The organism is Streptomyces sp. NPDC060232 (assembly GCF_042726555.1).
In the GTDB taxonomy this organism is placed as follows: domain Bacteria; phylum Actinomycetota; class Actinomycetes; order Streptomycetales; family Streptomycetaceae; genus Streptomyces.
Map to the genome: position 1 here is coordinate 402,689 of NZ_JBHXAG010000001.1, position 25,285 is coordinate 427,973.

Annotated in this window: 24 protein-coding genes and 1 pseudogene; 11 read left to right on the top strand and 14 right to left on the bottom strand. The window is 74.7% G+C overall.

The annotated features are described in order from the left end of the window. From ACFWFZ_RS01740 to ACFWFZ_RS01755, 4 genes are all read right to left on the bottom strand, one after another. On the bottom strand, positions 1 to 2,889 hold the full coding sequence (locus ACFWFZ_RS01740) for a poly(A) polymerase (RefSeq protein ID WP_387115021.1): 2,889 nt from the start codon (positions 2,887 to 2,889) through the stop codon (positions 1 to 3). Further along, complete coding sequence (locus ACFWFZ_RS01745) at positions 2,876 to 4,666, bottom strand: RNA ligase family protein (protein WP_387116255.1); 1,791 nt, start codon at positions 4,664 to 4,666, stop codon at positions 2,876 to 2,878. Before ACFWFZ_RS01745 ends, ACFWFZ_RS01740 begins: the two co-directional genes overlap by 14 nt. A 683-nt stretch (positions 4,667 to 5,349) precedes the next feature. Then, positions 5,350 to 6,387 carry a helix-turn-helix domain-containing protein gene (locus ACFWFZ_RS01750; protein WP_387115024.1) on the bottom strand — a complete coding sequence of 346 codons (1,038 nt, stop codon included), beginning with the start codon at positions 6,385 to 6,387 and terminating at the stop codon, positions 5,350 to 5,352. A 451-nt stretch (positions 6,388 to 6,838) separates the two neighbouring features. Continuing rightward, entirely contained in the window at positions 6,839 to 7,990 is a 1,152-nt protein-coding gene (locus ACFWFZ_RS01755; RefSeq protein ID WP_387115027.1) for a DUF418 domain-containing protein, read from the bottom strand. Positions 7,991 to 8,345: 355 nt separating this feature from the next. On the opposite strand from ACFWFZ_RS01755, the gene ACFWFZ_RS01760 reads away from it, so the two are divergent. The 4 genes from ACFWFZ_RS01760 to ACFWFZ_RS01775 all read left to right on the top strand — a co-directional run bounded on the left by ACFWFZ_RS01760 (position 8,346) and on the right by ACFWFZ_RS01775 (position 11,530). Further along, positions 8,346 to 9,371 carry an NUDIX domain-containing protein gene (locus tag ACFWFZ_RS01760; protein ID WP_387115029.1) on the top strand — a complete coding sequence of 342 codons (1,026 nt, stop codon included), beginning with the start codon at positions 8,346 to 8,348 and terminating at the stop codon, positions 9,369 to 9,371. Positions 9,372 to 9,449: 78 nt separating this feature from the next. Further along, positions 9,450 to 9,959, top strand: a complete 510-nt coding sequence (locus ACFWFZ_RS01765) for an SRPBCC domain-containing protein (RefSeq protein ID WP_387115032.1) — start codon at positions 9,450 to 9,452, stop codon at positions 9,957 to 9,959. Between the two features lie 288 nt (positions 9,960 to 10,247). Next, complete coding sequence (locus ACFWFZ_RS01770) at positions 10,248 to 10,736, top strand: hypothetical protein (protein WP_387115035.1); 489 nt, start codon at positions 10,248 to 10,250, stop codon at positions 10,734 to 10,736. A gap of 32 nt (positions 10,737 to 10,768) precedes the next feature. Continuing rightward, positions 10,769 to 11,530: a GNAT family N-acetyltransferase gene (locus ACFWFZ_RS01775; protein ID WP_387115037.1), complete on the top strand. Its 762-nt coding sequence runs from the start codon at positions 10,769 to 10,771 to the stop codon at positions 11,528 to 11,530. Between the two features lie 37 nt (positions 11,531 to 11,567). On the opposite strand, the gene ACFWFZ_RS01780 is transcribed toward ACFWFZ_RS01775, so the two are convergent. After that, on the bottom strand, positions 11,568 to 13,055 hold the full coding sequence (locus ACFWFZ_RS01780; RefSeq protein WP_387115040.1) for a DEAD/DEAH box helicase: 1,488 nt from the start codon (positions 13,053 to 13,055) through the stop codon (positions 11,568 to 11,570). Between the two features lie 346 nt (positions 13,056 to 13,401). Here ACFWFZ_RS01780 and ACFWFZ_RS01785 point away from each other — a divergent pair, with 346 nt between their 5' ends. Then, positions 13,402 to 13,608, top strand: a complete 207-nt coding sequence (locus ACFWFZ_RS01785) for a cold-shock protein (RefSeq protein ID WP_030032248.1) — start codon at positions 13,402 to 13,404, stop codon at positions 13,606 to 13,608. 83 nt (positions 13,609 to 13,691) lie between these two features. Here ACFWFZ_RS01785 and ACFWFZ_RS01790 read toward each other — a convergent pair whose 3' ends face one another. The 3 genes from ACFWFZ_RS01790 to ACFWFZ_RS01800 form a co-directional block, all read right to left on the bottom strand. Next, positions 13,692 to 14,321, bottom strand: a complete 630-nt coding sequence (locus tag ACFWFZ_RS01790; protein ID WP_387115043.1) for a TetR/AcrR family transcriptional regulator — start codon at positions 14,319 to 14,321, stop codon at positions 13,692 to 13,694. Further along, positions 14,318 to 14,671 (bottom strand): DUF1304 domain-containing protein, encoded by a 354-nt coding sequence (locus ACFWFZ_RS01795; RefSeq protein ID WP_387115045.1) that lies wholly within the window; start codon positions 14,669 to 14,671, stop codon positions 14,318 to 14,320. Before ACFWFZ_RS01795 ends, ACFWFZ_RS01790 begins: the two co-directional genes overlap by 4 nt. Before the next feature lie 234 nt (positions 14,672 to 14,905). Next, entirely contained in the window at positions 14,906 to 15,244 is a 339-nt protein-coding gene (locus tag ACFWFZ_RS01800; RefSeq protein WP_387115048.1) for a thioredoxin family protein, read from the bottom strand. 115 nt (positions 15,245 to 15,359) lie between these two features. On the opposite strand from ACFWFZ_RS01800, the gene ACFWFZ_RS01805 reads away from it, so the two are divergent. From ACFWFZ_RS01805 to ACFWFZ_RS01815, 3 genes are all read left to right on the top strand, one after another. Beyond that, entirely contained in the window at positions 15,360 to 15,629 is a 270-nt protein-coding gene (locus tag ACFWFZ_RS01805; RefSeq protein ID WP_387115051.1) for a hypothetical protein, read from the top strand. A 188-nt stretch (positions 15,630 to 15,817) separates the two neighbouring features. Further along, on the top strand, positions 15,818 to 16,174 hold the full coding sequence (locus tag ACFWFZ_RS01810; RefSeq protein WP_387115054.1) for a YciI family protein: 357 nt from the start codon (positions 15,818 to 15,820) through the stop codon (positions 16,172 to 16,174). A gap of 67 nt (positions 16,175 to 16,241) precedes the next feature. Then, complete coding sequence (locus ACFWFZ_RS01815) at positions 16,242 to 17,462, top strand: RNA polymerase sigma factor (RefSeq protein ID WP_387116258.1); 1,221 nt, start codon at positions 16,242 to 16,244, stop codon at positions 17,460 to 17,462. Between the two features lie 20 nt (positions 17,463 to 17,482). Here the strand turns inward: ACFWFZ_RS01815 and ACFWFZ_RS01820 are convergent, their stop codons facing one another. Further along, complete coding sequence (locus ACFWFZ_RS01820) at positions 17,483 to 18,979, bottom strand: condensation domain-containing protein (RefSeq protein WP_387115057.1); 1,497 nt, start codon at positions 18,977 to 18,979, stop codon at positions 17,483 to 17,485. A 70-nt stretch (positions 18,980 to 19,049) separates the two neighbouring features. Continuing rightward, the gene (locus ACFWFZ_RS01825) at positions 19,050 to 19,463 is read right to left on the bottom strand and encodes a hypothetical protein (RefSeq protein ID WP_387115060.1); all 414 of its coding nucleotides are present in this window, start codon (positions 19,461 to 19,463) and stop codon (positions 19,050 to 19,052) included. A 302-nt stretch (positions 19,464 to 19,765) separates the two neighbouring features. On the opposite strand from ACFWFZ_RS01825, the pseudogene ACFWFZ_RS01830 reads away from it, so the two are divergent. Further along, positions 19,766 to 20,077, top strand: a pseudogene (locus ACFWFZ_RS01830) (response regulator transcription factor); the annotation flags it as partial. A gap of 39 nt (positions 20,078 to 20,116) precedes the next feature. Here the strand turns inward: ACFWFZ_RS01830 and ACFWFZ_RS01835 are convergent. Together ACFWFZ_RS01835 and ACFWFZ_RS01840 are read right to left on the bottom strand one after the other, a co-directional pair. After that, positions 20,117 to 20,761 carry a hypothetical protein gene (locus ACFWFZ_RS01835; protein ID WP_387115063.1) on the bottom strand — a complete coding sequence of 215 codons (645 nt, stop codon included), beginning with the start codon at positions 20,759 to 20,761 and terminating at the stop codon, positions 20,117 to 20,119. Further along, on the bottom strand, positions 20,758 to 21,705 hold the full coding sequence (locus ACFWFZ_RS01840; protein WP_387115066.1) for a LysR family transcriptional regulator: 948 nt from the start codon (positions 21,703 to 21,705) through the stop codon (positions 20,758 to 20,760). The genes ACFWFZ_RS01835 and ACFWFZ_RS01840 overlap by 4 nt, the downstream gene beginning before the upstream one ends. A 71-nt stretch (positions 21,706 to 21,776) precedes the next feature. Between ACFWFZ_RS01840 and ACFWFZ_RS01845 the strand changes: the two genes are divergently transcribed. Next, entirely contained in the window at positions 21,777 to 22,706 is a 930-nt protein-coding gene (locus tag ACFWFZ_RS01845; protein ID WP_387115069.1) for an NAD-dependent epimerase/dehydratase family protein, read from the top strand. Between the two features lie 10 nt (positions 22,707 to 22,716). On the opposite strand, the gene ACFWFZ_RS01850 is transcribed toward ACFWFZ_RS01845, so the two are convergent. Beyond that, positions 22,717 to 23,226: a hypothetical protein gene (locus ACFWFZ_RS01850; protein WP_387115071.1), complete on the bottom strand. Its 510-nt coding sequence runs from the start codon at positions 23,224 to 23,226 to the stop codon at positions 22,717 to 22,719. Positions 23,227 to 23,311: 85 nt separating this feature from the next. Here ACFWFZ_RS01850 and ACFWFZ_RS01855 point away from each other — a divergent pair, with 85 nt between their 5' ends. Beyond that, positions 23,312 to 24,406 (top strand): DUF2330 domain-containing protein, encoded by a 1,095-nt coding sequence (locus ACFWFZ_RS01855; protein WP_387115074.1) that lies wholly within the window; start codon positions 23,312 to 23,314, stop codon positions 24,404 to 24,406. 349 nt (positions 24,407 to 24,755) lie between these two features. Here the strand turns inward: ACFWFZ_RS01855 and ACFWFZ_RS01860 are convergent, their stop codons facing one another. Continuing rightward, on the bottom strand, positions 24,756 to 25,154 hold the full coding sequence (locus tag ACFWFZ_RS01860) for a hypothetical protein (protein WP_387115077.1): 399 nt from the start codon (positions 25,152 to 25,154) through the stop codon (positions 24,756 to 24,758). Positions 25,155 to 25,285 lie beyond the last annotated feature (131 nt).

Consider the following 25,285-nt stretch of genomic DNA (forward strand, 5'->3'; position numbering starts at 1 on the left):
TCAGGCGCCGAGGTCCGGCACCTCACCGCCCGCCGCCCAGGACACCTCGACGCCCCGCAGGCCGGCTCGCCACCGGTCGGCCGCCGCGGCCGGCCGCGCCGCGTCCGGCGGCGCGGCCCCCAGGCCGATCGCGTACCGGGCGAGGCCCGGTGCCGACTCGAACGGGCGGGGCCAGGCGTGCGCGTCGGTGACACCGGCCTCCTCCAGCGCGCCGAGCAGCGCCCGCAGCCGCCCGCGCACCCGGCTCCGTACCTCCTCGAACTCCGCCTCGGCCGCCCGTACGGTCACCACCGCCCAGGCGGCGTGCCGCCGGTGCGGCGCCGGCGCGGCCGCGGCCGCCGCCAGAACGTCCGCCGCGAGCCCCGGCTCCAGCAGCTCCCACGCCCCGTACAGCTCCTGCACCAGCAGGTCCCGCAGGCCCGGTGTCACCTGGGCGGTGCAACTGCGCACCGGCTCCGAAGGGGTGAGGACCGTGACCGGATCCGGCCCCGTCTCCGGCCCCGTCTCCGGCCCAGGACCCGGACCGGGGGCCGTCAGCGCGACCGGCTCGCGCCAGTCCCAGGCGGCCCACCGCCCGAAGAACTCCCGCACCAGGGCGTCGGGCGGCAGCGCCCCCGCCTCCCGGACCGTACGCGCCGCGAGGACCGACCAGGCCACTCCCGGCAGGCCCCCGAACGGCGCCGAGTCCAGCCCCCTGGCCCGGGCCCACGCCTTCACCCGCCGCGCGAGCCCGGCGAACGCGGCATGCTCCGCGCCCACCGCCTCCCGTACGGCGTCGGCGTCGCTCACCGCGCTCAGCGCCACGGCGGCCGCCTCACCCAGCTCGGCCCGCCGCTCCACCGCCCGCGCCGGATCCAGTTCGCCGGTGGCGACCACCACCAGGTCCACGGACAGCGCCCCGACACGGAAGCGCAGGCCCGGAACACGGGCCCCCGACACCTCGCGCACGCCCAGGTCGTGGCCGCACAGTCCCGCCTGCGCCAGCGCGGCCGCCACCCGGTCGCGTACCCGGCCGACGTCCACCGTCCCCGGGACCGCCGCCACCAGGTCCAGATCGGCGCCCGGCAGCGCGCAGCCCATCCGGCGCGAGCCGACCACATGTACGTGCGCGCCGGGCAGCGCGGCGCGAATGAGCGCGGTGACCGACTCGGCGTGACCGTCCCCGGGCCCCTGCGGGGCTTCGAGCAGGGGTTCGGGTACCCAGCGCACCTCGCCCGTGCCCAGCGCCACCGTCGCACGGACCCGCATCGGCCCGTCCCCGCGCCGCGAGAGCACGGCGAGTTCCCCGACCCGCGCGGACGCCGGCCCACCGAGGCGCGCCGTGAACGCGCTGGCCGCCCGCTGCGGGTCGCCGCTGCGCCCCAGCGTCAGATGAGGCGTGTAGCCCCGGTGCTCGCCGGAACGCCCCCGGCATCCGGGGAACCGCTCCGCCAGCGCGCGCCGCAGTTCCTGCCACGGCGCCTCACCGGCCGCCGCCGGGTCCAGCCAGAGCGTGGCCTCCTCGCGGTGCCCGAAGCTGTACACACCCTCCAGCCGGGCCTCGAACGGCGCCGTCCCGGCGGCCACTTCGGCCAGCAGCGGGACGGCCTCGGCGAAGGAGGACTCCGGCACGAAGCCGAAGAGCAGGTTCACGTGCGCGGGCCAGCGCCCGTGCGCCGGGTCGTGTGCGCGGCGCAGTTCCCCCACCGCGTCCGGCAGCCGCGGCGGCAGCCACGCCACCGCCGTCCGTACCGTCGCCGGCACGTCCAGCCGCGTCGGCCCCGCGCCGAGCGGCCCGAACTCCACCGTCGCCTCCACCCCGAAGTGGTCGGAGACGAACAGGCCGTCGGGAGCCGGGGAGTCGCCGCGCAGCGCCGCCCTCGTCACCCGGGCGGGGGTGGAGCCCAGCAGGATCCGGTCCAGCCGGGCGGCGCGCCCCGTCAGCGAACCCACCGCGGCCAGCGGGTTGGACGCCGGGTCGAAGGTCGGCGTGGTGTCCGCCGCCCCGTGCACCTCGCACCAGGCGTCCCGCATACCGAGCGCGGGCGCGGGCCCCTCGGCCCCGTGCCGGCCGTCGTTGAAGTCGCCCAGCAGGGCCACACCGGCCTCGACGCCGCCCAGACCCTCCGCGAGCCGGGCCAGTTCGGCCTCCCGCCGCTCGTGCCCGTTCTCGGTGTGGTCGCTGGTCAGGTGGGTGGCGGCGACGACCAGCGGCCCGGCCGTGGTGTCCACCGTCACGGCCGTGACCGCCTTGTGCGCGCGGAACATGTGCAGGCCCGCCTCCCGCACCGGCAGCCGGCTCAGCACCAGCAGCCCGCACTCGGCGACGTCCCGGCCGCCGGGATCCGTGCCCAGGGTGTACCCGCCCCGCACCCACGGCGCCGCCAGCAGCATGCCCAGCAGCTCCGGCTCGACCTCCTGCAGCGCGATGACGTCGGCGTCCGCGACGGCCAGATCGTCCAGCAGGAGCGGCCTGCGCCGGGCGGTGGCGATGCGCGGGGCGTCGTAGCGGTCCCAGAGCGTGTTCCAGGTCAACAGCCGCACCGAGGACGGCGCCGCCGCCGCGTCCACGGGGCCGGCCTGCGCGGGACGCCATGCGCCGCCCGCGGGATCCCACGCGTACGGGGTCCGCGCGGTGAAGAACGGGGCCCGCAGCAGGCGCGGATCACGGACCCGGCCTGCCGCCGTCACGTCGATCAGGTCCACGCCGGTGGCCCGGTCCCACACGAGCTCGCCGTCGGCCTCGACGAACAGCACCCGGTGCCAGGGGATGTCCCCGCCCGGTACGAAGGAGGGCAGCGGAACCCGCTTGGGCGCTGCCCCGCGCTGGAGCAGGCCGAGGACGAACCGCGCCGGATCGAACCGTGGGTCCCAGCGGACCTGGTGGTAGAGCTGCTCACTGGTGCGCATCGCCGCCGCCTGCGCCTGCCGTCACCGTGCCGGGCGCGAGGGCGCCCGCCGTGTCCTCCACGTGCCCGCCCGCGCCGACGTACCACGTACGGTGCGCCCGGCCCGCGTACGGCGGGCTGAACCGGTGCAGCTGCGAGGCCAGCACCTGCGGCGGCACCGGGTGCGGGCGCACAGCGTTGCGGCGCACCAGCTCCGCCTCCTCCACCAGCACCACGGCGTGCGTGACCAGCGCGTCGCGGCGGCGCGCGACCGAACCGGCCAGCCCTCGCTGCTGGTCGGTGAGAGAGGTGGCGTCCCACACCACCGTCCCGCCACGGGCCAGGGCGGCGTCGAGCCGCTCCAGGCCCTCGCCGAGCACCTCCGCGTTGGCCCTCTGGTCCGTACGCGAACCCCGGGCGGTGCGCAGGTCGTCAAGACCGATGTACGTGTCCACGCCGGGCAGCCCGCGGCCGAAGGTGCTCTTCCCGCTGCCCGAGGGCCCGCACAGCTGCACCAGCCGGGGAAACGATCCGTCGCGCCACTGCCACGTGGCCGCCACCGCCTCCTCCACCGAGGATCCGGAGATCCGGCCGTGCGCGAACGCGCGCCGGGCCTCCGCCCAGCAGCGGTCGGCCGCGGCCGCGTCCAGCCCGGCGAGGGGCTCGCGCAGCGCGCCGCGCAGAGACTCCAGCGGATCGGGGCCGCCGAGCAGCCCCGCCTCCTCGGCCCACAGTGCGGACCACTCGACGTACTCCCGAGCCTCGGGGCCGTCGGCCAGCGCCCCGGCGAGCGCGTGCAGCACCCCGAGATCGGCCGCGGCGGCCATCCGGACGAGCCCGGCCCGCCGGTCCGTGTCGGGGAACGGTCGCTGGAGGTACGGGTACAGTCCCAGCAGGTCGCCGACCCGCCGTGCGAGGCCCATCCCGGCCGGCCCCGCCGCGAGCCGCGCGGCGACCCGGCCCCGCGGTGCGCGGCGCAGCACGGCGGCGAGCACCCCGGCCAGCCTGTCGTCGCCGGTCCGCCCCGTCGCGTCGATCCGGGCGGTGACCTCGGCGACCTCGTGCCCGTCCGGCTCGGCGCCCGCGGACGCGCCCGTCGACGCGTCCACGTCCTCGCCCACGGCGGCCGACAGGGCGGCGGCATCGGGCTGCGCCCCCGAGCGCACCGCCCACAACGGGGCTGCCGGACCGAGCCCGTTGGGCACGACCTCCGTGTACATCCAGTGCGTGTCGGTCTGCACGTGGCCGCCCCGCACCCACTTGGCCACGCACCGCCCGAAGTCCGCACGGGAGAAACCGGCGGCCGTCCGCACGACATAGCCCTCCTGCCGGGCGGTGTCGAGCCTCAGCTTGCGCAGCGCCCGCTCGTCGAAGGTGCCCCGCCACAGCACACGCGGGGCGGGCACCCCCAGGCCCCGCAGGAACGGCACCGTCCGGTCCCAGTCGAGGCAGTGCTCCCCGTCCCACACCGAGAACCCGTAGAACCAGCTGTCCAGGTCCTCGTACGGGATCGAGTGCCGGGCGTAGAGGTTCTCCCCGCACACCCGCCACCCGGCCGGGATGCCGGGGCCGATCCGTCCCTGGAGGCCCTTGACCCAGGCCCGTGAGGGGTGGTGCCCGGAGTCGAGCGAGCGGGCGTGCAGCCCGTCCGCGTACAGGGTGGTGTTCTCCCCGTCGAGCTTCTCGGTGACCACGACCTCGCGTCCGGTCAGCCCGGCCAGGCCGACGGCCCGCACGTCGTCCGCCGACGCCCCGGGCGACCAGGGCAGGTGGGGCGTACGGGGGTAGTGGGTGCGCATGATCCGCTCCGGCTCGACGACGGGGTAAGCCGTCACTGTAGGTACGCGGAGCGGGCGGATCCACCCAATTCAGCGGCAGAGGGCCACGATGGCCGGCGACACCGTGCCCTTGGCCGCCTCGCACAGGGGAGCCATGTCGTACGAACGCCCGGGTGCGGGGCGGGACTTCGCCGGTGCCGCCGCCTGCCGGCGCGCCTTCGCCCGGGGCGCGGGCTTCGCCCGCTGCGCCGGTTTCACGGCCCTGGGCGGCTTGGCCCTGCGCGGAGGGAGCGCCGGCCGGTGCGGCTGTACGCCGGCAGCCGCCGCCCGGCGGGGCGCCGGCGCGGGTACGGACCCGGGCCCGGTCGGCTCCGCCGCCCCTGCTTCGGCGCCCACGGTCGGCAGCCGCACCAACGGCCGCGCGTCGGTTGTGGGTTCACGCGGCTGCCCCGGCTCCCCGGCCGGCGCGGGCGCCGGCTGCGGTGCGTCCGGTGCGGGAGCGGGACGGACCGTCACGCATCCGGAGGCCATGACGAGCGCGGCAAGTGTCAGGGGAAGGGCCCGGCGCAGCTGCATCCGACCACCCTGCCGTACCGCCGCCGCGTCGGCCGCGCCGATCACACGGTCGGGTGACGCGGAGGGCGGGCGCACGCTCCGCGGCGAGCCGGAGCGGATCTGCTGAGCGGCGGTCCCCGCCGACGGCGTCAGCGGAGGCTGGGGGCGCGGCGCAGGGCCGCAGGTGTCATTCCGTACCAGCGCTGGACGGCCCGGCGCAGGGCGCGGGCGTCGGCGTAGCCGCTGCGGGCGGCGATGGCCTCGATGCTCAGACCGGTGGTGTACAGCAGCCGCGAGATGTGGTCCCGGCGTACCGTCTCGACCTCGGCGCTCCACGTCGTGCCGTGTTCGTCGAGGCGGCGCTGGAGGGTTCGCGGGCTGACGGCCATGCGCCGCGCCACGGTGGCGAGGGCCGGGGCGGCTTCGTCCTGGACGGAGGCCAGGACGCCGCGGAACAGGTCCAGCCAGTCGCGCAGTGGAACCGCGGCCGCGAGGGTCTGGTCGGCGTGCCGTCGCAGCACGGCCGACAGCCCGGGCTGGGCGTGCGGCGCCGCCGCGGTCAGGTCGGCGGTACGGAAGGTGAGGGAGCTGACCGGGGCCTCGAACTCGATGCTGCGGGTGCCGTAGAGCTCGATCAACGCGTCGTGCCGGCGGGGTGCCTCGGCGGCCAGCGCCACGTGGAGGGGAACGAGGCGCCGCTGCGCGGCTTCGCTCAGGCGGCGCAGGTACAGGCCGAGCGCGCAGGCGAGGACGGCGCAGGCCGCCTCGTGCGCCAGGTCGCCCTGGTTGAGGTGGCTGAGGGTGACGAGGTCGCCGTCCTCGGTGATCCGGAGGTCGTCCGTGCTGGTGTCGAGGACGGTGCCGAGGTAGACCCCGGCGTCCCGGATCCCTTCGAGGGGAGTGGGCGCGGAGGTGATCAGGTAGTCCCAGACCCCGAGGCTCCCGACGGGTGCCTGCTGCGCGAGCAGCAGGGACACCTCGGTCCAGGGGGCGTGGACGGTCGCGAGTTCGGCGATGCGGACGCTCGTGACGACGGGGGGCCGGCACAGGTCGTCGTTGAGGTGCTCGGGTGCCGTGCCCAGCAGGTGCGCGTACCCGGTGGGGGGTATGTCGAGTGCACGTGCGGCATTGACGTTCAGGCGGGTGAGGGCGGAGGACGTTGTCCCCTGGTGCGCATGCGAGACCACAGGGGGTGAGCATAGACGCAGCGTGAAAGGCCAGCCCTTCGCCGCAGTCCGGGTCCTGATGTCCCCCATACGGCGTCGAGGGTCCCCCCGTGGCGCGTTCGGTCCCCTTGCTGACGTCTGCTGCCATGGGTGAAAGAGGCCGTCCGGCCCTAGCGTTGTGATCGTTCTCGCAGGGTGCCCCGGCGCCCGCAGGCGCACGGGAGGTCACGGCCGGATCGGAGCTCCCCCACGGGGGTGGGGGGCTCGGGATCCGCCGCCGGGACCCACCTCCCGGGTCCGGACCGCCGTTCGAGCCCCGACCTGGTGGAGGGCGCAGAGTTCCGGGTGTGGAGAACGGGATGCGCAGCATCGGTACGGCGCCGCCGGCCATCCGCCGCACCGACACCGATGAGACCGTCTCGATCCTGATGTCCGTCCTCCTGGACGGCTGACACCCGCGTCGGCCCCGGCGCTATGCCCGGGCGCCCACCTGCGTGGCCAGCCGCAGGGCGTGCTCCAGCGGGCCGCGGCGCAGCGGGCTGTCCGCCCAGACCTGCTGCCAGACCCAGGTCAGCGCCAGCGCCGCGCCGCTGAAGGCGATCCACGCCGACCAGGAGGCTGCGCCGTGCGCCGGACCGGCCAGGACCAGCGCGTGGACGACGTACGCGCTCAGTGCCATCGCCCCCAGCACCGTGAGCGGCCGCAGCAGGCGGGCGCCCACCGCGTGCCGTGCGGCCAGTGCGCACAGGCCGATGAGGGCGCACCCCACCCCCGCGTTGCCCAGGGTCTCCAGCGGGGTCTGGCTGTAGGGGTCGGCCAGCAGCAGCCAGTCCCAGGAGGTGCTCGGCACGGCGCCGAACTGGCTGTTCAACACCTCCCGTACGGGGTCGGCGGCGGCCATCGCCTCCGGGTGGTGGACCGCTATCGCCTCCAGCAGGCGCTGCCGGGTCCCGAAAGCGTGGCCGGCCAGCCAGGCGGAGCCGTAGCCGGCGGTCGCGGCGGCCGTTCCCCACACGGCCATCCGCCGGGCCATCGCCCGCTCCCGCACGTCGCACAGGCGGGCGAGGGCCATCCCGACCAGGACGTACGGGAAGTACGTGGCCAGCGGATACGCCCCGGTCAGCAGCAGCTCGCACACCGCCGCCGCCAGCCCCGGCCAGCTGGTCAGATCCGCGGCCTCGGGGACCAGGCCGCGCCCGGACGACCCGTACCCGAACAGCGGTCCCAGCAGGAACGACAGCAGCGGCCCCACCACCACCGAGGCGCCCGCCACCGCGGTGAGCACCGGCGTGGAGAGCCGGGTGAAGGGCTCCGCGGCCAGGAAGTACACGGCGAAGAAGGCCAGGATCACCAGGATCCCGGGCCACAACGAGGCCAGGGACAGACCGAGTACGGCCAGGACGGCGCAGCGGATCAGAAGCGGACGCCACCGCGCCGCCCAGCCCTCGGGACGCCGCGCCGGGTCGGTGCCGCGCTGCGCGAGAACGAGGGAGAAGCCCGCGAGGAGGGTGAAGAGGGCCGGGGCCCGCCCGTCGGCGGCGAGGAGCAGGTAGCCGGCGCCCTCGGGCTGGGGGCTCGGGCCCACGTGCACGGCGAACATGCCGAGGACGGCGATGCCGCGCACGGCGTCCACCCCGGCCAGCCGGCCGGAGCCGCCGCCGATCCGCCTGCCCGCCGTCGCTTTCGTCCCGGCTTCCGCCCCCGTCCCCGCCCCTGCCCCAGCCCTTGTTCCCACCGCTGTCCCCGCCACTGCTGTTCCCGCTCTGAAGTTGGTCGGACCAGCGGTGTTCAGGCCGCCAGCCCGCTCCCGCACGGTACCAACGGCGGCATAACCAAGTAATAAGGAGGTATTGCGGTGGCAAAGCGCCTGCTCGCCGCCGGCTGCACGGCCCGCCGTAACCCGCGGGCCGTCCGCGCTGTTGCACAGGCGGCGGGTCCACACGGGTCCACACGGGTCCACCCAGGCGAACGGAGTCCCGATGCCGCAGCTGACCGACCACAGCGCGACCGACGACCGTGAGTGCGGCGCCGGGACCTGGATGGCCCCGGAGGAGTACGGCGCCTCCCGGGCCGCCGTCTGGACCGCGGCCGTCGTCCTCGTCACCGACACCGACGGGCGGATCCTCGTCCAGAGCGTCGACTACCGCGCCGATCGGCTGCTGCCCGGCGGGGCGGTCGACGCCGGCGAGGCGCCGTCCGCGGCGGCCGCCCGCGAGCTGCGCGAGGAGCTCGGCGTCGACGGCCGCTACCCGCGCGGCCTGGCCGTGGACTGGATTCCCGCCGACACCCCCGGCTTCCCCCCGGAGATGCGCTTCCCCGGCGAGATCCTGCACGTCTACGACGGCGGGACCTGGACAGCGGACCGGATCGACGCCGTCCGTCTTCCGGCACAGGAGATCACCGGCATCCACTTCGCCGAGCCGGCCGACCTGCCCGCCCTGATGGACCCCGGCGACGCCCGCCGTGCCCTGTCCGCGCTGCGCGCCCGCATCAACGGCTCCGGCGCCGCCCTCCTGGAAGGCGGCCGACCCACCGCACCGACCGCCCTCGACCGCCTCGGCGTCCTGCGCGCCCGCCGGATCCCGCAGCGCGGTGCCTGGCACGGGGGGCCGGTCCCCGCGCAGCGGCCCGTACGCGACCTCACCGGCTGGCTGTTCGCCCCCGACGGCCGGGTCCTGCTCCTGATCGCCCGGGCCAGCGGCGCCGCCCACCTCCCGCCCCCGGACGCCGCGACCGCCACGGGATCCGCCCCGCTCGGCTACCGCTACGGCGAGGACGGCGCGTACGCCCGTGTCGCGGCCCGCCTCACCGGCCTCCCGCCCGCCGCGGACCCGGCGTACGCCCGCCTGCTGGCCACCCCGGAACAGGTCCGCGAACTGAGCGACTGGGGCCCGGCCGGCGAGGACGAGCTCGCCGCGGTCCACGCGGCCCGTGCCCGTCTGGGACTGCCCGCGCCGGCCCGCACCCCGCTCACGGAGCTCCCCGAGGAGGGCCTGCGCTGGTGACCGGCCGGCGGGACCGCCCGCCGGCGCCGTGGCCGTGAAATCCGTCGTGCGCGGTCCGCGGTCCCGCAGCATGGGGCCATGAGCGACAGCGCGATCACCTACACCCTTTACATCCAGGCCGATCCGTCCCGGGTCTGGCAGGCCCTCACCGACCCCGCCGTCACCCGCCGGTACTGGGGGCTGAGCTTCGAGACCGACTGGGCGGTCGGCTCGGCGATGGACTGGGTCGAACGGGGGGCCCGTACCAGCGACCCCGGCCAGCTCGTCCTCGGCTGCGTCCCGGACCGCCTGCTGTCCTACACCTGGCACACCTTCACCCCGCAGTGGGCGGCCGCGGCCGGGATCGACGAGGAGCTCCGCTCCGAGCTGGCGAAGGAGCCCCGTACGAAGGTGACGTACGAGATCGAGCCGGTCGGCGAAACCCTCTCCCGGCTGACGATCCGCCACGAGGGCTTCGCGCCGGGCGGCACCCTGATCGGCATGTGCGGGCAGGCCTGGCCGATGCTCGCGTCGAGCCTGAAGACCCTGTTGGAGACCGGCGCGCCGCTCCCCGAACCCGAGCGGCCGCCCGGCGTTCGCAAGGCCTGACCCGGGCCCGTGGCCGGCTGCCGGCCGGCCGGAGCACAAGGCCCCGATCGCGCCTCCCGATCGGCGAGACACCCCTGACGGCACCCTGGCCACCGGCCCTCAACTGCGGTCGTGTGGAATAAGCGCCATGCGGAGAGGCACAGGACAACGGCGACCCGCCATAGGCATGCCGCCGAGGGCGCCGGCCCCACCGGTCGCCGGCGGCTGGGCGGCGTCGATCACGGGTGTCGGCTGCGGCCGACCCGACCCGTCTGCCGGCGAGGCCGTCCAGGCCGCGGACGCCGCCCCATGAGCGTGCCCGACTCCGCCTCGGACACGCCCCCCGAGCACTGGCGCTACGCCCGCCACCTCCAAGCCCTGGCCGCGACACCCGGCGAGAGCGCCGAGGCCGAAGCCGTGGCGGCCGTCCTGCACGACCCCGACCGCGTGATGGCCGAGAGCGCGGTCGTCACCCACCTCGACCGCCGGGCGGCGGGCCTGCTCGCCGACGACGGGTTCACCGCCTGGGCGCGGGCCATGTCAGGCGTGCTCGCCGGCCGGGTCTTCCCCGAGCGCCGACTGCGGGAGTGGAGCCTGCTCAAGGCCGTCACGCGCGGCGAGCCCTGGTCCGCCGACGAGCTGACCGGCGCGTCCGACTGGTGCCAGCGCACCGCGGTCCGGCTGCTCGACTCGTACCAGGCCCTGGAGCTGCTCGCCGCAGACGCCCGCACCCGCCGCGTCCGCAACGCCGCAGCCGAGCGCCTGCGCAGACGGCCCGCCGCCCCGCAATCCGAGTGACCCGCCGCCCGCCGTCGGCTTAGGCTGCCCGGATGCCCAGCACGCAGCTCTCCCGCATCAACCGCTTCATGGCGGCCTTCGCCCGCCGCCAGGCGGCCCGTACCGTCGGGCTGCCCGGCGGGTTCGCCGCCTACGACGACACCTTCGCGCAGTCCCGCGCGAACAACCAGGTCGTCATCGACGGGGAGGTCGATCCCGAGGCGCTCCCCGCCCTCGCGGAGCAGGCCCTCGGCCACCTGCCGCACCGCCTGGTCTCCGTGCTCGACGACGAGACCGCGCGGGCGTGTGCCGGACCGCTGGTCCGCGCCGGCTACACCCACTCCACCTATCTGGTGATGCTCCACACCGGGCCGGTGCCGTCCCGTGCGGCCGCGCAGGAGGTCGGCCTCGACGCCCTGCGCGGCCCGCTGACCACCCGCTGGCGCGGCATCCTCCCGGACGTCGACGACGAGGTCGTGCGCCAGCTCGTCGACCGGCGCGAGGCCCGCCTGCGCGGCGCCGACCACGTCCGCTTCATCGGCTCCCGCACGCAGGACGGCGAGGTCGCCTCCTGGGCCGACCTCTATCTCGACCCCGCGGCCGGAACGGCCCAGATAGAGGACCTGATGACCTCTGAGGCCCACTTCCGCCGCGGCCACGCCGACGCCGTCGTGGCCACCGCCCTGCACCTGGCCGCCGAGGCGGGCTGCGACACCCGCTTCCTGACCGCCGACGCGACGGACTGGCCGCGCCACTGGTACGAGCGCCGCGGCTTCCGCGTCATCGGCCACTCCCACGCCTTCGAACGCGAGTGACCGCGGGCCGGGGCGGGCCGACGGGCCCGCCGGGGGCTCAGATGCCGCGGCGGACCCTGGCGGCGCGGCGGGCCTCGGCCTGCTGACGGGCCTCCAGCGTCTTGCGGGACTCCTTGCCCTTCCCGGGCCGGCCCGGCCGGGTGCCGATGCCACGGAAGCCGAGCTCCGTCCCCGACGGCCTGCCCTTGGCGTCGGTCGGCGCCGAGCCGGACAGCGGCACCCCGGAGGGGGCCTTCGCGCCGGTGATCCTGCTGAGCGCCGCCTCACCGGAGCGCACCTGTGTGATCGTCGGCCGGATCCGGGCGTCGGACAGCAGCCGGACCATGTCCCGGCGCTGGTTCGGCGTGACGAGGGTGACGACCCGGCCCGACTCCCCGGCCCGGGCGGTACGTCCGCCGCGGTGCAGGTAGTCCTTGTGGTCGGCCGGCGGGTCGACGTTGACCACGAGATCGAGGTCGTCGATGTGGATGCCGCGCGCCGCGACGTTCGTCGCGACCAGCACGGTGACGGCCCCGGCCTTGAACTGGGCCAGGGTGCGGGTGCGCTGAGGCTGCGACTTTCCGCTGTGCAGCCCCTCCGCCCGTACGCCCATGGCGCGCAGGTGCTTCACGAACTGGTCGACCCCGTGCTTGGTGTCGAGGAACATCAGCACCCGGTTGTCGCGCGCCGCGATCTCGGTCGCCGCCGAGACCTTGTCGGCCGCGTGGATGTGCAGCACGTGGTGGTCCATCGTGGTCACCGCGCCCGCCTGCGGGTCCACGGACGAGGAGACCGGGTCCTTCAGGTACCTGCGCACCAGCTGGTCGACATTGCGGTCCAGGGTCGCCGAGAACAGCATCCGCTGCCCCGCGTGGTGCACCTGGTCCAGGATCTCCGTGACCTGCGGCATGAACCCCATGTCGCACATCTGGTCGGCCTCGTCGAGCACGGTGATCCGTACCCGCTCCAGGTGCACGTCCCGCCGTCCGACCAGGTCGCTCAGCCGCCCCGGGGTGGCCACGACGACCTCGGCACCGGCCCGCAGGGCGCTCACCTGGCGGCCGATGGACAGCCCGCCGACCACGGTGGCCATCCGCAGCCGCAGGGCCGCCGCGTACGGCTCCAGCGCCTCGGTCACCTGCTGCGCCAGCTCGCGCGTCGGTACGAGGACCAGCGCCAGCGGTCGCTTCGGATCGGCCTGCCGGCCCGCCGTCCGCGCGAGCAGCGCCAGGCCGAAGGCGAGGGTCTTGCCGGAACCGGTCCGACCGCGCCCCAGGACGTCACGCCCGGCGAGGGCGTTCGGGAGGGTCGCGGCCTGGATCGGGAACGGCTGCGTCACCGACAGGGAGGCCATGGTCTCCGTCAGCTCCACGGGCAGGTCGAGCTCGGAGAACGACTCCACCGGCGCCAGCGCCGGCGACTTCGGCTCGGGCATCGCGAACTCACCCTGCGGCCCGAGGCTCCGGGGGGCCTTGGCGGCGGTCTTGGAACCGGCCTTGGCACCGCCCTTCACACCGAAGCGCCCATGAGCTGACGGGTTCCTCATGCAGGACCTTTCGAAGTACGGAGAGAAGAAGGAAAGAAGATGGTCAACCGCCCATGGTACCAGCGGGGGGCGGACCCATCGAGGCGTCCCGTTCGCCGAGCGCACCGGGGGCCGCCCTGTGTGCGGCCCGGCCGCCCGGGATCCTGATCGGCCTCGGTGCCGAAGAGGGGGCCTGAAGCCGTACAGGCGAGGCGGATCACCCGTTTCGCGGACAAGGTGATCGCAAGTTCGAATATGCGACGCGCCCCGGTTGGCCGCGTTCGGCGTGTGCTGTGAGGGACCCTTGGGCAGGATCGAGACGGCCGCGTGTGCGGCCCGCAGTGGACCGTTGTGAAGGATCAGCAAGATGGCAACAGGTGTCGTGAAGTGGTTCAACTCGGAGAAGGGGTTCGGCTTCATCCAGCAGGACGACGGCGGTCCTGATGTGTTCGTGCACTTCTCCGCGATCCAGACGACAGGGTTCAAGTCGCTGGAGGAGAACGCGCGGGTCGACTACACCGTCACCCAGGGTCCCAAGGGCCCCCAGGCCGAGAACGTGGTCCCCATCGGGTAGCCACCACCACGAGCCGTGCCGCGAAACGCAGCCCCGCCGGTCCGCCGACGGGGCTGCGTTTCGCGGCACTGTCGCGTCCGGGCCTACTGCGGCCCGACCGCCCGGTGCAGCGCCAGGAGCAGCGGCCACAGGTGGTCGGCCAGCGCGGCCGGATCCGCCGGGACCTCCCCGTGCAGCCAGTCCGCGAGCACCCCGGTGAAGGCTGCGGCGACCGCCGAGGCGACGAGCTCGGGCTGAGGAGCGCCCACCGCCGCGCGTTCGGCGCGGGCGCGGGCGCGCAGCTCCCGGTGCAGGCGGTCGCCGAGGGGGCCGCTGCCGCCCGGCAGCAGCAGGGTCCGGTAGAGCGGCGCCCGCTCCGCCGCCCCCGTCAGGAACTCGGCCAGCGCCGCCGGAGGTCGGACCGGGGGGAGGGGGGAGGGGCCGGTCTGCCAGGCGTGCAGGGCGTCGACCGCCGCGTGCACGACGTCCGCGCACGCGTCGACGGCGAGCGCGGTGAGGTCCTCGTAGTGCAGGTAGAAGGTGGCGCGGCCGACGCCGGCCCGGCGGACCACCGCCGAGACGCTGACCTCGGCGAGCGGCCGTCCGGCGCACTCCGCCAGCAGGCTCTCGCGCAGCCGCGCCCTGGTCCGGGCCGTGCGGGGGTCCTCCGGACGGGTTCGCGGGTCCGGTTCCCGTGGGTCCGGTGCCTGTGGGTCCGGTGCCTGCGGGCTCACGCGGCCAGCAGCGCGGCGCCGAGCGCGAGGGCCCCCGGCACGGCCTGGGCGACGAGGATCCGGCGGTTGGCGGTCGCGGCCCCGAACACGCCGGCCACGATCACGCAGACGAGGAAGAAGACCTGCGTGGCGAGCGCGCCGGTGACCAGCCCCCAGACCAGGCCGGCGGCGAGGAAGCCGTTGTACAGGCCCTGGTTGGCGGCGAGCGGCGCGGTCAGCCGGGCGGTGTCCGCGTCGAAGCCCGACAGAGCCCGGCCCGGCGGTCGCTGCCACAGGAACATCTCCAGGATCAGGATGTACGCGTGCAGCGCGGCCACCAGGCCGACCAGGATCTGAGCGACCGTCTGCATGGCCGTCTCCACTTCTCAAGGACAGGGTCAAGGGGGAGGCAACTTCCTGGACAACTGTACAGGAAGTCGCCGTACGGGCCCCGCCACGCCGCCATGCCACCACCGTGATGCGCATGCTGGTGTACGAGGGCTTCGGCCCGGGGTGCCATCCACCTACGAGGCGGTCCCGGCGCCAGGCCGCGCCGGGACCGCGTACACGCCGTCCTCGACGCCCAGTCCGCTCAGTCCGCGATGTCAGAGATGGGCGTCGAGGAACGCCCTGAACTCCTCGTGGCTCATCGGGCCCGCCTGGCTCGCGACCGCCTCGCCCTCCTCGATGAGTACGGCGGTCGGCGCGCCCGTCACGCCGAAGCGCTTCGTCGCCCCGGGGCAGCGGGTCATGTCGGTGCGGACGGCCGTGAACCGGGCCCCGTACTCCCGTGCCAGCTCGCCGACGACCGCGTCCATCGCACGGCAGGCCTCCACCGCCTTGGGCCAGGTGCCGCAGAAGTAGGCGAGAACGGGTCCCGCCGTCATCGACAGGACGAAGTCGAACTCCTCGTCCTCCTGTGGCCGGTGCACCCCACGTGCCATGCGTGTCGCTCCTCGCTCGTGCGCCCCTCCGCCGGGAGCGCGGCACCCATCATCGCCGCCGCCGGGGCGGGCGGCCGCCGGGCCGTTGTCAGTGCCGCCTGTGAAGCTGATCAGCATGGACGACAGGATGCTCCGGCGCCGGGTCTACGGCGCCGACCACGAGGACCCCGACCCCGGCCCGCGCTCCGGCCACGTCTACGGCGAACTGGTCGGGGGCCCGCTCGACGGGCTCCTCCTGGACATCACGGGCTGGAGCGTGTCCCAGCTCGACGAGGAGGCCCGCCTCCCCACCGAGATAGGACGCTACGGAGCGGGCGGCCGGGCCCACTACCGCCGTAGGGCGGGGGACCCGGGGCACTGGGACTGGACCGGCGACAGCCGCTGACCTGCTGCCCCGCTGACCGGCGGAGCCGCAGCCCCGTGCACCGCCTGCCGGACGGCCGCCGGAGCCCCCAATGGCCGCCGCGAAAAGTTCCTCGAAGTATTTCCGCAGAGCTGTCGATCCGGGCGCCTCCCGTTCGACGCAAGGGTGAGAGGCGGGGAAGGACCCCGCCCCGCGACCGAGGAGTCACCATGCCGCGCTTCCTGACGATGATCCGCATCAACGAGCAGGACCTTCCCCCCGACGAGTTCCCGCCGGAGTTCGAGCAGCGCATGGGCGCCCTGTTGGAGGAGATCACCAAGGCGGGCGTCATGCTCGACACCGCAGGACTGCTCCCCACCTCCGAAGCGACCCGTCTCAGCTGGTCCGGGGGGAAGATCAGCTACACCGACGGCCCCTTCACCGAGACCAAGGAGGTCGTCGGCGGCTACTCCCTCAGCCAGTGCAAGGACAAGGCCGAGGCCATCGAGTGGACCCGGCGGTTCCTGGAGATCCACCCGGCGGAGTGGAACGTCAGCGCCGAGGTCCGTGAGATCCAGGAGATGTGATCCCGCTCGCTCGCGTGGTGTTTGCCCTGCCTCGTCACGGCTGCTCTGATGGGTGGCCGTGACGGCAGTGGATACGGCCCAGGCGGTCGAAGCGGTGTTCAGGATCGAGTCGGCGCGGATCATCGCCGGCGTCACCCGCATCGTGCGGGACGTCGGCATCGCCGAGGAGATCGCACAGGACGCCCTCGTCACCGCACTGGAGCAATGGCCCGAGTCGGGTGTCCCGGACCGCCCGGGCGCCTGGCTCACGGCGACGGCCAAGCACCGCGCGATCGACCTCGTCCGCCGCAGGGAGACGTACGCGCGCAAGCTCGCCGAGGTCGGCCGGACCCTGGAGGACGAGCCGCCACCCGCCGAACCGGCCGGACCCGACGACATCGACGACGACCTGCTGCGCCTGGTCTTCACGGCCTGCCACCCCGTCCTCGCCACCGAAGCCCGCATCGCGCTCACCCTGCGCCTGATCGGCGGACTGACGACCCAGGAGATCGCCCGCGCCTTCCTCGCCTCCGAGAGCACGGTCGCCCAGCGCATCGTGCGTGCGAAGCGGACCCTGGCCAAGGCCGCGGTGCCCTTCGAGGTCCCGTACGGAGCGGACCGGGAGGCACGGCTCTCCTCGGTCCTGGAGGTCATCTACCTGGTCTTCAACGAGGGCTACTCGGCCACCTCCGGGGACGACCTGGTCCGACCCGCCCTCTGCGAGGACGCTCTGCGCCTGGCCCGCGTGCTGGCGGCCCTCATGCCCGAGGAGGGCGAGGCGCACGGCCTCGCCGCTCTGCTGGAGTTCCAGGCGTCCCGGATCGCCACCCGCACCGGCCCCGACGGCGAACCGGTGCTGCTCGCCGACCAGAACCGGGCCAGGTGGAACCGCATGCTCATCGCCAGGGGCGCCAGGGCGATGAGCCGCGCCGGCAGCGGCCCGTACGCCCTCCAGGCGGCCATCGCCGGCTGCCACGCGGCGGCCGTCCGCTACGAGGACACGGACTGGGCCGCGATCTCCACCCTCTACGGGCGGCTGGTCCAGCTGACCCCCTCACCGGTGGTGGAGCTCAACCGGGCGGTGGCGGTCTCGATGGCCGAGGGACCGGCGGCCGCCCTGCCGCTCGTCGACGCCCTGGCGCGGGAACCGGCCCTGAGCGCCTACCACTTGCTGTCGAGCGTACGGGGCGACCTGCTGGAGCGCCTCGGCCGGCCGCGCGAGGCCCGGGCGGAGTTCGAACGAGCGGCCTCGCTCACCCGCAACGAGCAGGAACGCACCCTGCTCCTGCGGCGCGCGGCCCGCCTCTGAGCCGCGCCCCGGAGCCCCGCTCAGCCGCGCCGTGCGAACGCGGCCACGTCCAGCGGGATCCCCCGTACCGGCCGGCGCTGCGGCGTGAGGGCGACGGGCCGGCGGAAACCGCCGGAGCGGGCGACCTCCTGGACCGTCAGGCGCAGTGCCTCCTGGAAGTCGCCCATGGTCCGGCGGGCCGCGCGGGTGTCGACGTAGATGGAGTTCATGTGCAGGCCGTCCGTGTCGCGCTGGAACCACGAGCAGGCACCGTTGGCGCGCGCCGACCACACGTGGGTGGTGGGCCGCCACTCGTCGTGGCGCTCGGCGCCCGGGCACTTGCGCATGTCGATGTACGAGAAGAAGTTCACCGGGTACGGCCAGGAGCGGGCGGCGAACTCCTCTGGTGCCAGCAGCTCCCACGCCCGGACGAACGGCACATCGCAATGGGCGATCATCTCGGCGAACCCGGCCCGGACGGAGGCCATCACCTGGGCGAAGTCCCGGCCGGGTGAGGCGTCGAACTCGATCGGCAGGGTGTTGACGAACCAGCCCACCGAGTTCGTCCAGGTGCCCCGGCCGCGCTCGCTGACCGGCATCAGGCCCCGGTAGACGCCCGGACCCCCGGCATCGCGCAGACACACGGCCACCGAGCCGAGCACGCCCATGAACGGCTTGCCGCCGACCGCCAGGCAGGTCTTCTCGAAGACCTCCGCCTCACCGGCGTCCAGCAGCATGGAGGCCTCGTTGACGATGGGGTACATGTGTCCCGGCTCGACGCCGAGGTCGAGGGGGAAGCGCGGGAAGAACTCGCCGGCGGGCCCCATGAAGGCCTTCCAGTGGTCCAGCCGGCTGTCGCGGGCGTCGATGGACAGGTAGCGGCGGCGCTGCTCGTCGGCGAAGTCGAGATAGCTGGGCGCGGGCGCCAGTTCGGCTGCCTCGCCGCGGCACAGGCCTTCGTAGGCGGTCAGCACCTCGCGGGCGACGATGGGCATCGACATGCCGTCGCAGACGATGTGGTCGAAGGCGAGGTACACCGTCGCCGAGTCCTCGCGGACCACCGCGCCCATGATGAACAGCGGCCAGGACAGGGTGTCGATGCTCCGCTTGAACCGTTCGACGAGGAAGTCGGACAGCGCCTCGGCGTCGTCGAAGGTGCCCACGAGCCCGGGATCGAGGGTGAGGGCGGCCGGGTCGAACGGCTCGCAGGCCAGCTCACCCGCCAGCCTGCGGAACGCGCAGCGCAGGACCTCGTGCCGCTGGACGAAGGAGAGCAGGGCCCGGGCCAGCGCCTGCTCGTCCAGCGGGCCCCTCACCTCGAAGGTGACCGCGACCCAGGACGCGACGGGGTCGTCGGCGGCCCGGCTCTCCTCGGCGACGGTGAAGTGCTTGTCCTGGTTGAAGGACGCTTTCCGGCTCGCCGGGTCAGCCGGAGCGTCGGTATCCGGCCCGCCGGCCTCCGCCGCCGTGGACCTGAGCCGCCACTCGACCACCCTGCCGGGTGCCACGTGGTGCATCTCCAGAGGAAACTGCCGCATACCGCCATCCCTTCGCCCCCCGAGTCAACCCCCAGGCCCTAACGACCCCCGGCCCGGGGAGGTGACGGAATCACTCCTGCGGGGCGGGACGGCGAGGGGCGCCGGCGTTCCGCCTGCGCAGGGCGGCCTCGAAGAGGGTCCAGCCGTCGATCTCCATGCCCGACGGGCCGTCGGGACGCCACCCGTGGGTCCGGGCCTCTTCCAACAGGGCCCGGACCGTGCCGGGTTCGTGCAGGTAGAGGGACTTGGTTGCGGTGAGGGACACCTCCCCGGAGACCATCGGGTAGCCCTGCGGGACGAGCCTTCCGGGCCCCTCCCGGAACACGATGCGCAGGTGCCCCCGCGCCCCGGCCAGGTGGAGGGTCAGGGACTCGCGGCAGTCGCCTGCACCGCCGCCCGGTCTGCTGTGGGAGTGCCGCACCGACCGTGTGTAGGTGTCCCCGTCCACGACGAGGCGTCGGGCCTTCCTCGGGTTGCGAGGCATCCGAGGCTCCTTCCTGAGGTGTCCGGGTGGCGGGGAGTCCGGGTCTCCCTGTGCCGGGGGCAGGGTGCCGGGGTGCCGGGGTGCCGGGGTGGCCGGGCGTCGGGATCGTTGTGCGATCACGCGCCGGGGGAGAGCCTACGAAGCCCTGTGCGCCCGGCGCATCCGGGATTCGCCGTGCTACTCGGTGTGCAGGGCCGCCGCGATCGTCATCCGAGCCGCCGACCGGGCCGGAACCAGCGCACCCATGACGGCGATCACGAGCCCGCGAGCAGCAGGCCGGACAACTGGGGCACGTCCCATATGCCGGCGACGCACTGCTCGCCCCGTCGATCACCCGCCGCCTGGTGGAGCGCTGCGCCCCGGGGGCCGGCGCCCGGGACCGGGTCACGACCGCCGACACCCGCCGCGGACTGGCCGCCCTGACGCCGCGCGAGCGCGAGGTGCTGACCCTGATGGGCCACGGCCGCTCCAACTCCGAACTGGCACGGGAGCTGACGCTCAGCGAAGCCACGGTGAAGACCCATGTGGCCCGCATCTTCGCGAAGTTGTCGCTGCGCGACCGGGCCCAGGCCGTGGTCCTCGCCTACGAGAGCGGCCTTGTGACGCCGGGCTCGGGAAGCTGCAGGGCTCGCAAGCGGGAGGCTGACCGGCCGTCACGGCACCAGGTCGGCCAGCACGGCCGGCGGCAGTGCGGGGTTGCCGGCCGCAGCCTCCACCACCGCCGGGTCCGGATCGGCGAGCAGTTCCACGACCACCGTCGGCGGGAGCGCCGGATGGGAGGCGGCACGCACCCGCGACTTCCCGTCGGCCGTGCACGGCAGCAGCGCCTCGGCGGTCGCGTTCGGATGCGAGGCGATCTCCCGCAGCGCCCGCCGTCCCGGCGGCTCGTGCCGGGCCAGCTCGGCCAGCAGGTCCCCGGGCGCGTCCGGGTTGGCCGCGACCGCCGCGAGGACCTGTACGCCGTGCCGCGCGACCATGGCCCGCAGCCGCTCCGGCGACAGTCCCGGATGCGGGGCCACGGCCTTGGCCACCGAGGCGTCCGGATCGGCGGCCAGCGCGTCGCGCAGTTCCGGCGGCAGATCGCGCCGCCGGCCAACGAGCATCCGTACGCGCGCGTGCGCCGACGCGGCCGCCTCCGTGAGCTCCTCTCCGGTGGCGGCGCGGATCCGCGGCAGCGGAGCCGGGCCCAGCCGGGTCGTGGGGGTCAGCCGCGCCAGCGCGTCGAACGGCACCCGGGGATGGTGCGCGACGGCCCGCCGTACCTTGACGCCCGGGTCGGTGGCCAGGACACGGCTCACCTCGGGGCCGCTGCCCGGGTTCCGATCTGTGTGGGGGTGGAGGTGGAGGCGGCGGTGGCAGCGGCCGCCAGGGCTTCGGCCAGCGCCGCGGTACAGGGGTTCATGCGGCGCCGGCCCGGCAGGACCAGGCCGATGTGCCGGGCGGGACGCGGAGGTTCGACACGGACCGACACCGCCCCCGCGGGGCCGGCGAGCGCGACCTGGGGGACGAGTGACACCCCGACCTCCGCCGCGACGAGTGTCTGGGCGAAGAAGTAGTCGGTGGTGGAGGCTCCCACGCGCAGGTCGAAACCGGCGAGCTCCGCGTAGCGGCGCAGGAACGCCTCCGTCTTGAGACAGCCCAGCACCCACCGGTCGGCGGCCAGCTCGCCGAGGCCCACCGAGGACCGGCCGGCCAAGCGGTGGCCGCGCGGCAGCACCACCCACAGCGGATCCTCCATCAGCGGCTGCCAGGCAAGGTCCCGGCTCCCGCCCGGGCCCACCGGGGGCGGGCCGTCGAAGTGATAGGCCAGCGCGAGATCCGCGGCGCCGCCGCGCACCATCGGCACGGCCTCTTCCGGTTCGCTCTCCAGCACCGTCAGCTCCACCTCCGGATGCGCCTGTACGAACCGGGAGAGCGCCGCCGGCAGCAGATGCCGGCCGCCACTGGTGAACGTGGCGACGGCCAGCCGCGGCCGCTCCTGTGCCAACCGGTCGATCGCACGGCGCACCTGGTCCAACTCGGCGGAGATCGTCTCCGCCGCCTCCACGAGCAGCCGCCCCGGCTCCGTGAGCGTGACACCGCGCGTGCTGCGGACCGCCACGGGGTGGCCGAGGGTGCGCTCCAGCACGGCGATGTGCTGGGAGACGGCCGACGGGGTCAGCAGCAGGGCCCCGGCCGCCTTGTTGAAGCTGCCGTGCTCGGCCACCGCCCGCAGGACCCGCAACCGCTGCACATCGATCATCAGTATTCCTTACGACCCGTTCAGCAGATGGTCAGTTCCGCTGGGGACGATACAACGCCAGAGTCGGACGCATGAAGCGGATTCTTGTCATCGGCGGCAGCCGGTACTTCGGGAAGTCCCTGGTCACGCGGATGCGCGACGCGGGCGACGAGGTCACGGTCCTCAACCGGGGCTCCAGCCCCCCGCCCCCGGCCGGCGTCGGCCGTCTCCTCGCCGACCGCGACGACGAAACCGGCCTACGGCAGGCACTGGGCCGACGCGACTTCGACGTGGTCGTCGACCAGGTCTGCTACACGCCGCTCCAGGCCGCCGTCGCCCGCCGGGTGTTCACCGCGCGGACCGGGCGCTACGTGATGACCTCGACGATGGAGGTGTACGACCCGGCCACCCTCGCCGTCGGCTCCGCGCCGCACACCGTGCCTGTGACCGAGGAGGCCCTGGACCCCGCGCGCCCGCCGCTCGCGCCGCCCCTTCCGCACCGGCAGGGGCCCGGCCCCGCGCACAGCGACGCCTACGCGTACGCGGAGGGCAAGCGGCGGGCCGAGGCCGTCTTCCTGCGCGAGCCGCCCTTCCCGTACGTCTGCGTGCGCACCGCGCACGTCCTCGGAGGCGGCCGGGCGGAGTTCACCGGGCGCCTCGCCCACTACGTCGAGCGGATCGGCGCCGGGCAACCGGTCGACGTCCACCAAGCCCCGTACGGCACCTCGTTCATCCACCACCTGGAGATGGCCGACTTCCTCGACTGGACCTCGCGGCAGACCTTCACCGGGCCCGTCAACGCCGCCTCGCACGGCGCCCCGGACGTGCTCGCGCTCTGTGCGGTGGTCGCGGAACGTCTCGGACGGCGGCCCCGGTACCGGGTCGTCGAGGCGGGCGCCGACGCCTCGCCCTTCTCCTTCGACCGCGCCTACGCCATGGACAACGGCCGGGCCGAGGCCCTGGGCTTCGCCTTCGGCCGGGTCTCCGACTGGCTGCCCGGGGCCGTCGACGAGACCGTGTGACGGCGGGGTGTCAGGACGCGGGCAGGCCGAGGATCTCCAGGATGCCCTCCGCGTACGCCGCCGTACCGGAGCCCGGGACGGCGGCCAGTTCCCGGCGGAAACCGTCCACGCCGGTACGGATGAAGGCGGCACACTGCCCGTGCAGCCCGGCCTCGTGGGTGCCGCCGTCGTCCACCGTGCACAGCAGGGCCAGCAGGCTCCACAGCAGCGCCTCGCGGGTCGCCCGCCGGGGCGGCCGCGCCGACCACACCGCCATCAGCACGGCGCACACCGCCGGTGCCGGCGGCTTCAGGTGCTGCGCGAAGAAGGCATGGCCCTCCAGCGCGTGGAACGCGGCGGGATGCCCCTCCGCGGCGTCGTACACGGCGTCCACGAGATGGCCCGCGGACCGGCCGCAGCCGCACTCGATGCCCTCCCAGTCGTGCCGCGCGATCTCCGCCACCACGGAGTCCGGAACCATCGGGCTGCGCGGTAGCGCGCTCTGGCGCCGCAGAGCATGCGGCTTCTCACTCCCCCTCATGCGCCACAGTATGAGCCAGGCCGGATCGCGCAGCGAGAGGGGGCGGAACCGGATCACACGGACGGCCGTCTGAGACCCCGTGTGGATGAAACGAAGAGTACTTTTTCTGCTGTTCGCCCTGCTCGCGACCCAGGTGGGCTCGCTCGTCAACCCCGCCTACGCCTGCGGCTGCGGGGCGATGATCCCCGACGGCAAGACCGCCATCGGCGTCAACCGGGAGACTTCCGTCGTGCGCTGGGACGGCCGTACGGAACAGATCGTCATGCGCTTCACCGTCGGCGGGAACGCACAGCGGGCCGCCTGGATCATGCCGGTACCGGGACGTGCCACGGTGGAGCTGGGCGACGGCGACTTGTTCGACGAACTGCGCGAGCTGACCCGGCCGGAACGCAAGACCCGCACCCACTTCTGGCCGCGGGCCGGCGACTGGCCCTTCTCCCAGGTCGACGGCGCCGGTGCGGGCGCCCCGGCGCCCGGTGCCGCGCCGCCCGTCGGGGTCGTCGGCCGCGAGCAGCTCGGCGACTTCGACGTGGCCCGGCTGACCGCCACCGACCCCGACGCCCTCAGGAACTGGCTGGAGAGCAACGGCTTCGAGTTCCCCGACCGTCTCGCCACCGAGGTCAAGCCGTACGTCGACCAGCACTGGGAGTACGTGGCGGTACGCCTCGCCCCGCGCGACGGCGGAAAGGGCGAGGTGCTCCGCGGCGACCTGGACCCGCTGAAGATCCGCTTCGACAGCGACCGGCTGGTCTATCCGATGCGGCTCTCGCGCATGGCCAGGACCCCGCAGTCGCTCGGCCTGTACGTCCTGGCGGACCACCGCATGGAACCCGCCACCGCCATCGGCGGCTCCGCCCCCGAGGTGACCTTCGCGGGCACCATCGAGCCGAAGGACGGCCCGCTCGCCGCCCTCGCCGGCGGAAAGCCGGTGTTCCTCACGGCGATCGACCAGGAGTTCCCGCACCCCGGCCGGATCGACTCCGACCACGAACTGCGCGCGACGGCGAAGGACACCCCCTACCGCCGGGCCGTCTACCGCAACGAGCTGCTCACGGTGGGGGACGGCATTCCGGTATGGCTCCTGACGGTCTCGGCAGCCGCCGTGGCCCTCGCCGCCACCGCCTGCACCATGACCCGCCGCCGGCGTAGTCGTCGCAGTCCGGCCGCCGCGGCCCGGTGAACCTCTGCGGTCACGGCTCTACAACCAGTGCCGCGCCAGGCAGCGTTTGCCCCTCAGGAGCGGCGTCCGATGCGTGCACACCATCGGCGCCCGCAAGATCGCCCTGCTCACGCCGTCCATTGGGCCGCTGACACGGACCGTCGTGGACTACCTCACCCACGAGGGCATCGAGGTGGTCGACTACGAGGCCCTGGAGACCCGGACAACCGACATCGCCGCCCACGACCCGGCCCGCCGGCCGGCCTGGCACGGGCGCCGGCGTACTCCGACGCGGACGCCGCCGCCCAGGGCCACCTGCTCTCCGGCGCCTACGCGCGGACCCCGCGGCCGGAGCACCCCACGGGGCGGGCTACCGCATCGGCGGCGGCACCGTGTAGTTCGGGATCGACGGGTCCTTCGGGTCGAAGGGGCTCGGCTTCCAGGTCGGCAGCGGCGGCCGGTCGGGCGCCGGCGGCGGGTTGGGGCCCCGGTCGGGGTTCTGCGGGACGGCCGACGGGCCCTCGGGGGTCCGCTGCGGGGCCGGTCCGCCGGTGGCCGCAGGCCTCGGCTCGGCGGCCGGAGTCGAGGGCGCAGCGGACGGCTGCCCGGCCGCCGGCTCCGAGGGGGAGGGGGTCTGCGGCGCGCCGGCCGGCGTGGAGGCGGGAACCGGCCCGGCCGGCTCCGCCCCGTCCGGTCCGCCCGAGCAGCCGCCCAGCGCCAGCACGCCGCCCAGCGCCACGACAGCGGCCACTCCGGCTCTCGATCCCATGCCCACCGCCCGCTCCCGCACGGTCAGTGCGTTCGATGCGGGCGATCGTAGCTCAGGCGGGCGCACCGGACGGGGCCGCGCGCCCCCGGGCGTACCGCAACGTGTGGAAAGGGCCCGATTCGCCCTGCCGG